9 protein-coding genes and 1 pseudogene are annotated in these 9,418 nt (G+C 70.7%); 6 read left to right on the top strand and 4 right to left on the bottom strand.

Going from position 1 to position 9,418, the window contains the following annotated elements:
- Positions 1–187, bottom strand: a pseudogene (locus AC6LJ5_RS21575) (adenylate cyclase); the annotation flags it as partial.
- A 32-nt stretch (positions 188–219) separates the two neighbouring features.
- Positions 220–378: a hypothetical protein gene (locus tag AC6LJ5_RS21570; protein WP_392409965.1), complete on the bottom strand. Its 159-nt coding sequence runs from the start codon at positions 376–378 to the stop codon at positions 220–222.
- 261 nt (positions 379–639) lie between these two features.
- Between AC6LJ5_RS21570 and AC6LJ5_RS21565 the strand changes: the two genes are divergently transcribed.
- Positions 640–1,269 carry a dihydrofolate reductase family protein gene (locus AC6LJ5_RS21565; protein ID WP_498141566.1) on the top strand — a complete coding sequence of 210 codons (630 nt, stop codon included), beginning with the start codon at positions 640–642 and terminating at the stop codon, positions 1,267–1,269.
- 72 nt (positions 1,270–1,341) lie between these two features.
- On the opposite strand, the gene AC6LJ5_RS21560 is transcribed toward AC6LJ5_RS21565, so the two are convergent.
- A complete protein-coding gene (locus AC6LJ5_RS21560) occupies positions 1,342–2,019 on the bottom strand; it encodes a TetR/AcrR family transcriptional regulator (protein ID WP_392409967.1) in 678 nt (225 codons plus the stop codon).
- Between the two features lie 151 nt (positions 2,020–2,170).
- Here AC6LJ5_RS21560 and AC6LJ5_RS21555 point away from each other — a divergent pair, with 151 nt between their 5' ends.
- The 5 genes from AC6LJ5_RS21555 to AC6LJ5_RS21535 are packed head-to-tail and all read left to right on the top strand — an operon-like array spanning position 2,171 to position 8,827.
- The gene (locus AC6LJ5_RS21555) at positions 2,171–3,172 is read left to right on the top strand and encodes an HlyD family secretion protein (RefSeq protein ID WP_392409968.1); all 1,002 of its coding nucleotides are present in this window, start codon (positions 2,171–2,173) and stop codon (positions 3,170–3,172) included.
- On the top strand, positions 3,169–4,950 hold the full coding sequence (locus AC6LJ5_RS21550) for an ATP-binding cassette domain-containing protein (protein ID WP_498141565.1): 1,782 nt from the start codon (positions 3,169–3,171) through the stop codon (positions 4,948–4,950). Before AC6LJ5_RS21555 ends, AC6LJ5_RS21550 begins: the two co-directional genes overlap by 4 nt.
- On the top strand, positions 4,947–6,083 hold the full coding sequence (locus AC6LJ5_RS21545; RefSeq protein ID WP_498141564.1) for an ABC transporter permease: 1,137 nt from the start codon (positions 4,947–4,949) through the stop codon (positions 6,081–6,083). Before AC6LJ5_RS21550 ends, AC6LJ5_RS21545 begins: the two co-directional genes overlap by 4 nt.
- Before the next feature lie 3 nt (positions 6,084–6,086).
- Positions 6,087–7,202 (top strand): ABC transporter permease, encoded by a 1,116-nt coding sequence (locus AC6LJ5_RS21540; protein WP_498141563.1) that lies wholly within the window; start codon positions 6,087–6,089, stop codon positions 7,200–7,202.
- Positions 7,203–7,216: 14 nt separating this feature from the next.
- Complete coding sequence (locus tag AC6LJ5_RS21535) at positions 7,217–8,827, top strand: efflux transporter outer membrane subunit (protein WP_498141562.1); 1,611 nt, start codon at positions 7,217–7,219, stop codon at positions 8,825–8,827.
- 13 nt (positions 8,828–8,840) lie between these two features.
- Here AC6LJ5_RS21535 and AC6LJ5_RS21530 read toward each other — a convergent pair whose 3' ends face one another.
- Positions 8,841–9,410, bottom strand: coding sequence for a cysteine hydrolase family protein (locus AC6LJ5_RS21530; RefSeq protein WP_103274138.1), 570 nt, complete (start codon positions 9,408–9,410; stop codon positions 8,841–8,843).
- Positions 9,411–9,418 lie beyond the last annotated feature (8 nt).

Below are 9,418 nucleotides of genomic sequence, written 5' to 3'. Positions count from 1 at the left end.
GGGTGGGGCTGCGGTCCACCGGCGCCAGATAGGCGTTGGCGGGATCCGACGCGTCATAGGCGGGGTCGGCCGGGGCCGGGGGCGCCGCTGGCGGCGGATAGGCCTGGGCCAGGGCGGCGGCGCTGACGGTCAGCGCGGCCAACGCGGCCAGCGATTGGAAGAGCCTGATTCTTTGCATGGCGTTCATGGCATTTCCTGGCTCGGCGGGGATGGGGACCGTCAGCGGTAATAGTAGTGCGGATAGGCCGGATAGGCCGGATAGTAGTAGCCCGGGTGGTAGTAGCCAGGATGGTAGTAGTACGCCGGCCGCGCCGGCACCACCACGCATCCTGACAACATGCTGGCAAGCGCCAGCGATAGCAATAGGGTCCTTTTCATGTTGCGGCTCCTGGCGAGCGCCCGGCGCGGTCGACGCCTTTTTTGCGCTCGCAGGAGTTAGGCTGGCGCGCGCGGCCGGCGTTCAGCGCTGTAATCGTTCCGAAACAGCTTTCGCGTGACCGATGTTTGCGGGCTGGTGACGGGCGGTGTCGGGCGTTGCCGGGTGTGCGCGGAAGGCGTTATTTGTGACCTTGTGTCGATTCCAGGGCCGTTGATTCGTCGTGGCAGAGGGCCCGTCGGGCCCGCCAACCGGAGAACAGCATGCGCAAGCTCGTCGTTTCGACTTTCATCAGCCTGGACGGCGTGGTCCAGGCTCCCGGCGGACCGCAGGAAGACACCAGCGGCGGCTTCCCCTATGGCGGCTGGATGGTGCCATATGCCGACGAGATCATCGGCAGCCATGTGCGGAACCTGATGGCGGCTCCGTTCGAGCTGCTGCTGGGCCGCCGGACCTATGACATCTTCGCGGGCCACTGGCCGCATATACCGGCCGATTCACCCACCCGCCATCTGGCTGACCGCCTGAACGGCGCGACCAAGCATGTGGCCACGCACCGGCCCGAGGCGCTGCCCTGGCGCGGCAGCCAGGCGCTACGGGGCGATCTGGTCGACGCGGTGCGCGCGCTGCAGCGCCAGGACGGCCCCGACCTGCTGACCTTCGGTAGCAGCGACATGGTGCGCCAGCTGCTGGCGGCGGGCCTGGTGGACGATCTGTGGCTGCTGGTCTATCCGGTCATGTTCGGACGCGGCCGGCGCATGTTCGGCGATGATGCGCAGCCGTCGGCGTTCAGGCTGGCGCACGCGGGCAGCACGTCGGGCGGCGTGTTGCTGACGCGCTATCTGCGCGAGGGGCAGCCGCCGCGCACGGGGTCGTTCGATACCGTCGCCTGACGATGCATCCGTATCGGCGCTGATGCGAGCAAATATTCAGCTCTGAGTCAGGATCGTCGCCCGCATCCGCGGCTATTTCTTCTTGCGGCGGGTGGGCGCGCTGTCGGCGTAGTCGCGGCCGATGGCTTCCAGCCCGGCGATCGCGAAGCGGCTCAGGTGGTCCACCAGCGTCTCGGCGGGCATTCGCAGCATCGCCTGCACCGGCCCGGGAACGCCGCGCCGGCCGATCTGCAGCAGCAGGCAGGGCGCGATGACGCTGAGCAGGCAGCGTTGCAGCGCGGGATCGTCCTGGGGAATGCCGCTGATGTCGCTGGCGATGGCCATGACCACCGCGATCTTCCGCGGGATTTCGGACTCGAACAGCACCTGGATATGGGAGGAGGGCGCGAGTATTTCCGCCGTCAGCACGCTGATGTGCCAGTTCTCCGCGCCGCTCAGCGCGTTCCCGACCAGATGGCCGATCACCGCGCGCAGCTTGTCCGTCGCGGCCAGCCGGCTTTGCGCCAGCCGCTGCAGGTCGGCCACGTCCATCAGGCGGCGGTGCGCCTCGGCCAGCACGGCCTGGTAAAGCCCGCTGCGGCTGCCGAAGTGATAGTTGATCGAGGCCAGGTCCACCTCGGCGCGCGCGGCGATGGCCTTGCTGGCGGCTTCGGCGTAACCATGGGCGGCGAACAGTTCGCCGGCCGCCTCGAGTATCCGTGCGCGGGTCGCTTCGCCGTCAGGGCGTGGCGCGCGGGCTGCCTTCTTCATGAATCCTGAATTCCTGCTGTGTTGGGGTACGCCGCAATTTTGCGCGACGTTGACTTTAAATTCAATTTAAATTTAGAATTTATTCGTCGACCCGATCCCAACGCCGAACGCGAACCGCCCGCCACCGCCCGGCCCCCCGGGAATCCCCACCATGAAAAAGCCCATCATCCTCATCGCCGCCGTCGCGGCCCTGTCGCTTGCCGCCTGGGGTGGCTGGCGCTACAGCCAGCGCGACAGCGGCGGCGATCTCGTCTACTACGGCAACGTGGACATCCGCCAGATCTCGCTGGCCTTCGACGGCAATGGCCGCGTGCAGGAACTGCGCGCCGAAGAGGGCGACCGCGTGCGGGCCGGCGCCGTGCTGGCCGTGCTGGACACGCGCACGCTGGCGCTGCAGGCCGATCAGGCGCGGGCGCAGATGGACGCGCAGCAACAGACGCTGCTGCGCCTGCGCAACGGCTCGCGTCCCGAGGAAATCGCCCAGGCGCGCAGCCGGCTCGTCGCCGCGCAGGCCGACGCGGCGCGTGCCCAGCAGGACCTGGCGCGGCTGCGCGGCATCGCCGCCAACACGCAAGGGCGCGGCGTCAGCGCCCAGGACATGGACCGCGCCCGCAGCGCCGCGCAGGTGGCCCAGGCCCAGGCGGACGAACAGCGCGAAGCGCTGCGCCTGGCCGAGGCAGGCCCACGCAAGGAAGACATCGCTGGCGCCGAGGCCCAGTTGCAGGCCACGCAGGCCCAGCTGGCGCTGCTGCGGCACCAGATCTCGCAGGGCGAGCTGAAAGCGCCCGCCGACGCCGTGGTGCGCTCGCGCCTGCTGGAGCCGGGCGACATGGCCACGCCGCAGCGTCCGGTCTACGCGCTGGCGCTGGCGCAGCCCAAGTGGGTTCGCATCTACGTGGGCGAGGCCGACCTGGGCAAGGTCAAGCCGGGCATGGCGGCGCGGGTCCAGACCGATAGCCAGCCCGACAAGCCCATCGCCGGCAAGGTCGGCTACATCTCGTCGGTGGCCGAGTTCACGCCCAAGGCGGTCCAGACCGAGGAGCTGCGCACCAGCCTGGTCTACGAAGTGCGCGTGCGGGTCGACGACCCGCAAGATGCGCTGCGCCTGGGGCAGCCGGCCACGGTGCGCATGGCCGCGGACGCCGCGCAATGAACGAGGCCAGCGCCACGGTGGTCGCCGAGCGCCTGCGCAAGACCTTCGAAGCGCCCGGCGGCGGCCCGCTGCGGGCGGTCGACGACGTGTCGCTGCGCATAAGGCCGGGCGAGCTGACAGCGCTGGTCGGCCCGGACGGCGCCGGCAAGACCACGCTGCTGCGCATGCTGGCCGGGCTGCTCAGGCCGGACGACGGCGCGCTGCGGGTGCTGGACATCGACGTGACGCGCGACCCGCAGGCGGTGCAGGACCGCATCAGCTACATGCCGCAGCGCTTCGGCCTGTACGAGGATCTGAGCGTGCAGGAGAACCTGGACTTGTACGCCGACCTGCACGGCGTGCCGCAGGCGGCGCGCCGCGAACGCTATGCCCGCCTGCTGGAGATGACCGACCTGGCGCGCTTCAGCGGCCGCCCGGCCGGCAAGCTGTCCGGCGGCATGAAACAGAAGCTGGGGCTGGCCTGCACGCTGGTGCGCTCGCCGGGCCTGCTGTTGCTGGACGAGCCCAGCGTGGGCGTCGATCCGCTGTCGCGGCGCGACCTGTGGAAGATCGTGCGGCAGCTGATCGACGACGAGAACCTGAGCGTGATCGTCAGCACCGCCTACATGGACGAGGCCGAGCGCTGCGCCCAGGTCTTCGTCCTGCACCAGGGCCGCCTGCTGGCCGAAGGCGCGCCGGCCCGCCTGACGGCGCGCGCGCGCGGCCTGACCTTTACCGCCACGCCGCCGCCGGACACGCCCGCGCGCGACCTGCAGGCGCGCCTGATCGACGCCGACGCGCTGATCGTGGACGCGGTGCCCAAGGGCGGCGCGGTGCGCTACATCCGCCAGCCGGACGCGGATCCGCGCGCGCTGGACGCGCTGCTGGGCGGCGTCGCGCACCAGGCGCGGCCGGAAGAGCTGGAAGACGCGTTCATGATGATGCTGCGCCAGCACCAGGACGCCGGCGCGTCCGCGCCGCGTATGGCGCACGGCCGGGCGGACGACATGGCGCAGGCCACCGCGTCCGCCAGGAACGGCGGCGACGGCCCGGTGATCGTGGTGCGCGACCTGGTGCGCCGCTTCGGCGATTTCACCGCCGTGGCCAGCACCTCGTTCGAGGTGGCGCGCGGCGAGATCTTCGGCCTGCTGGGGCCGAACGGCGCCGGCAAGACCACCACCTTCCGCATGCTGTGCGGGCTGCTGCCCGCCACCAGCGGCCATCTGGAAGTGGCGGGCCTGAACCTGCGCACGGCCCGCGCCCAGGCGCGCGGGCGCGTCGGCTATGTGTCGCAGAAGTTCGCGCTGTACGGCAACCTGACCGTGCGCGAGAACCTGGAATTCTTCGGCGGCGCCTACGGCCTGCGCGGCCAGGCCCGGCGCCAGCGCGTGGCCGCAATGGTGGACCAGTTCGGCCTGGACCCCCGGGCGGTCAGCGGCCTGCTGCCCGGCGGCTACAAGCAGCGCCTGGCCATGGCGGCCGGCCTGCTGCACGAGCCGGAGATCCTGTTCCTGGACGAACCGACCAGCGGCATCGACCCGCTGGCGCGGCGCGCGTTCTGGCGCGCCATCACCGCGCTGGCGCAAAGCGGCGTCACCATCGTCATCACCACGCACTTCATGGAAGAGGCGGAATACTGCGACCGCATCGCCATCCAGGACGCGGGCCGCATGCTGGCCCTGGGCACGCCGCGGGCGGTGCGCGCCCAGGCCGGCGGCGCGGGCGCGGCCGACATGAACAGCGCCTTCATCGCCATCGTCGAACAGGGCCGCGCCCGCGCCGCCGGAGGCCAGGCATGAGCGGGTCCGGATTCCTGCGCCGCTTCCTGGCGCTGCTGCGCAAGGAAGTGCGGCAGATGCTGCGCGACAAGAGCAACATGGCCGTGGGCCTGCTGCTGCCCGCCGCGCTGATCCTGCTGTTCGGCTACGGCCTGTCGTTCGACGTCAAGCACGCGCCGCTGGCCGTGGTCATGGAAGACGTCTCGCCCGGCGCGCGCGAGGCGGTCCAGGGGCTGTGGGGCACGGCCTACCTGGCGCCGTCCTGGAGCGCCAACATGCCCGAGGCCGAGGCGCGCCTGCGCGCGGGCGAGGTCGACGCCATCGTGCGCGTGCCGCCGGATTTCTCGCGCCGCCTGGCGGCGGGGCAGGGCGGCGGCGCGCGCGTGCAGCTGGTGCTGAACGGCAGCAACTCCACCACCGCGCAGACGCTGGAAGGCTATGTCGGCGGCGTCATCGGCCTCTGGTCCCAGCGCCAAGCCGAGCGCGCGGGCGGCAAGCCGGCCGGCGCCGGCGTCGAGGTGGTGCAGCGCATGTGGTTCAACGAGGCGGGCATCAGCACCTGGTACCTGGTGCCCGGCCTGCTGGTGCTGGTGCTGACCTTGATCGGCGCCTTCCTGACCTCGCTGCTGATCGCCCGCGAGTGGGAGCGCGGCACGCTGGAATCGCTGTTCGTGACGCCGGTGCGTCCGGGCGAGCTGGTGCTGGCCAAGCTGGCGCCGTACCTGGCCATCGGCGCCATTGATCTGCTGCTGTGCCTGCTGGCGGCGCGCTTCCTGTTCGAGGTGCCGATGCGCGGCTCGCTGCTCATCATCTTCCTGGGCTCGATGCTGTACCTGACCGTCTCGCTGTTGCTGGGACTGTTCATCTCGGGCGTCACGCGCAACCAGTTCCAGGCCAGCCAGATCGCGCTGCTGACCAGCTTCATGCCGGCAATGATGCTGTCCGGCTTCGTGTTCGACCTGCGCAACGTGCCGGCGGTCGTGCGGGCCGTGAGCTACGTGCTGCCCGCCACGCACTTCATGGGCCTGATCAAGACGCTGTTCCTGGCCGGCAACGACTGGCCCACCATCCTGCGCAGCTCGGCCATCCTGTGCGGCTACGCGCTGGCGCTGGCCTGGGCGACCCGGCGCACGCTGAAGAAGAAACTGGACTGATCCATGCCTGCCCTCATCGCAACCCTGGCCCAGATCGGCGCGCTGATCCTGAAGGAACTGCTGGCCATCATCAAGGAGCCGTCCAGCCGCGTGATCCTGTTCGCGCCGGCGCTGATGCAGGCGCTGCTGTTCGGCTACGGCGCCACCTACGACCTGAACCACGCGCCCTACGCGGTGCTGGACCAGAGCCGTAGCGCGGCATCGACCGAACTGCTGGCGCGGCTGGACGGCGCCGGCGTTTTCACGCGCGCGGCCACGCTGACCTCGTCCGACCAGATCGCGAGCCAGATCGACGCCGGCAAGGCGCTGATGGTGATCAGCATTCCCGCCGACTTCCAGGACCGGCTGGCGGCCGGGCAGCGCGCGCCGCTGCAAGTCATCCTGGACGGCCGCAATTCCTCGACCACCGGCGTCGCCGGCGGCTACCTGGCGTCCATCGTGGCCGACTTCAACGCGCGGCATGGCGCCCAGGCCCCGGGCGTGGCCGTGGAACGGCGCGCCTGGTACAACCCCAACCTGGAATCGCGCTGGACCCTGATGCCCGGCCTGATCGCCGCGCTGAGCATGCTGCAGACCCTGCTGCTGGCCGCGCTGTCGGTGGCGCGCGAGCGCGAGCAGGGCACCTTCGACCAGCTGCTGGTCACGCCGCTCACGCCCATGCAGATCCTGATCGGCAAGGCGCTGCCGGCCATCCTGGTGGGGCTGATCCAGTCCACCATCATCTTCCTGATCATCCGCTTCTGGTTCCAGATACCGATGAACGGCTCGGTGTGGCTGCTGTACTTCGGGCTGCTCAGCTTCAACATCGCCGTGGTCGGCGTGGGGCTGTCGATTTCCGCGCTGTCGAACAGCATGCAGCAGGCCATGCTCTACACCTTCCTGGTGATCATGCCGCTGATGCTGCTGTCCGGCCTGCTCACGCCCGTGCGCAACATGCCCGAGGCGTTGCAGCTCGCCACCTACGTCAATCCGCTGCGCTTCGGCATGAACATCGTGCGCGGCGTCTACCTGGAAGGCGCGGGCTGGCGCGAGATCGGCGTCGACTTCATTCCCTTGCTGCTGCTGGCCGCCGTGACGCTGCCCCTGGCCGCGTGGCTGTTCCGCAACCGCATGTCCTGACATCGAGTATCGCCATGTCCGATTCATCCCATTCTTTTCGGCGCGTTTTTCCGTGTTCCCCGCGTCTCGTCCTGACCGCCTGCGCGCTGGCGCTCGCGCTGGCCGGCTGCGCCGTGGGGCCGGATTTCACGCGGCCCGAGACGGCGGCGCCCGACGACTGGAACAGCTGGCGCAGCGCCGACGACGCGCTGCGCGCGCCGCTGACGGCCACGCCGGCGTTGCCCTCGCAATGGTGGCTGGCGTTCGGCGACCCCGTGCTGAACCAGTTGCAGCAGCGCGCCGTCGCCGCCAGTCCCGACCTGCGCACCGCAGCGCTGCGCTATGCGCAGGCGCGGGTCCAGCGCGGCGTCGGCGCCGCGCAGCGCGCGCCGGAGATCGACGCCAGCGGCGGCATCACGCGCCAGCGGCAGAGCGAGTACGGCGCCGGCACCCGCATGATCGACGCCATCGGCGGCGACCGCGAGACGCTGGCCAAGGCCCTGAGCGAGCCTTTCACGCTATATCAGGCCGGCTTCGACGCGTCCTGGGAACTGGACCTGTGGGGCCGCGTGCGCCGCTCCATCGAGGGGGCGGACGCCGACGTAGTCCGCCAGGCCGCGCTGCTGGACCTGGCCCGGCTGACGCTGGCCAGCGACCTGGCGCGCAACTACTTCGAACTGCGCACCGCCCAGCGCCAGATCCGGCTGGCGCGCGAGGACATCGCCGCGCTGGAAGACCGCATGCGTATCCTGGCGGCGCGCGCCCGGGGCGGCACGGTGGGCCAGCTGGACCTGGAGCAGCAGCGCGCCGACTTGGCCGATACCCGCGCGCAACTGCCGCCGCTGCTGGCGCAGGCGGCGGCCAGCATCAACCAGATCGCGCTGCTGTTGGGCGAGCGGCCGGGGGCATTGCGCGACGAGCTGGCGGATCAGGAGACGGGCGCGGGCATCAACATGGACAGGGGCAAAGGCGCGGGCAAGAGCACCGCCACCGGCGCGCCGGCCTTGCCCGACCTGGCGTTGGGCCTGCCTTCCGAGGTCGCCCGGCGCCGGCCCGACATCCGCGCCGCCGAAGCCAGGCTGCACCGCGCCACCGCCAACATCGGCGTGGCCCAGGCCGACCTGTATCCCAGCATTCGCCTGGGCGCGCATGTTGGCCTGGAGTCGTACCTGAGCGGCGAGTTCTCGGACTGGGGCAGCCGGGCCTGGTCCATCGGCCCCAGCCTGAGCCTGCCGCTGTTCGACCATGGCCGCCGCAAGAGCGTGGTGGAACTGCGCAAGCTGGAGCAGCAGGAAGCGGCGGTCGACTTCCAGCGGACCGTGCTCAAGGCCTGGCAGGAGATCGACGACGCGCTCAACGCCTACACGGCCGAACGCCAGCAGGCCCGGCAGCTGGCCGAGCGCGCGCGCAGCGCCGGCGACGCCTGCAAGCTGGCGCTGGCGCGCTACGAGGGCGGGGCGGTGGACTACACCGTGGCGCTGGACAGCCAGCGGCGCTATCTGCAGGCGCGGCGCGACCTGGCCGCCAGTGTAGGGCGGCTGGCCACGCGCTATGTGACGGTCAACAAGGCCATCGGCAATGTGCCGCGCGACGAGGCCGTCGGCAGCGCGCCGCCCGACGCGTCGCCGGCGTCCGCCCAGCCCTAGTGTGCTGTCCCGCTCAGGCAAAGCGGCCGAGCAGCGCCTCGGCCGTGACCACCATGCAGTATTCGCCGTCCAGGTTGGCCAGCGACATGGCATGCACCTCGTCCGCGCCGCGCGGCGCGCCGTTCCAGTCCTTGCGCCCGAAGGTGAAACAGCCGTCGGCCACCAGCCAGGTCTGAAAACCCAGGTTGCCCGCCATGCGCACCGTGGCCTCGACCGAGTTGTTGGTGATGACGCCGGCGACGACCAGGGCGTCGTGGCCCGCGTCGCGCAGCCGCTGTTCCAGGCCGGTGCCGATGAAGGCGTTGTTGGTCTGCTTGCCGATGACCGGCTCGCCGGCCGCCGGCAAGGCTTCCGGCTTGAAGGCATGCCCCGGCTGGCCCGGCCGGTAGTGCGATTGCGGATGCGTGGAATCATGGCGCACATGCCACACCGGCCAGCCCTGGCCGCGCCAGTGCGCCAGCAGACGCGCGATCTGCGCCTCGGCCTGGGGATTGTTGCGCTGGCCCCAACTGGGATGATCGATGGCCTGCTGCAGGTCGATCAGCAACAGCACGGCGCCGGGCGCGGGAAGCGAGGACGACATGGGCGGAC

The sequence above is a fragment of the Achromobacter sp. 1011791174 genome (genome assembly GCF_059760925.1).
The sequence above is the reverse complement of the archived record's forward strand: the minus strand, read 5'-3'. Positions and strand labels throughout refer to the sequence as shown.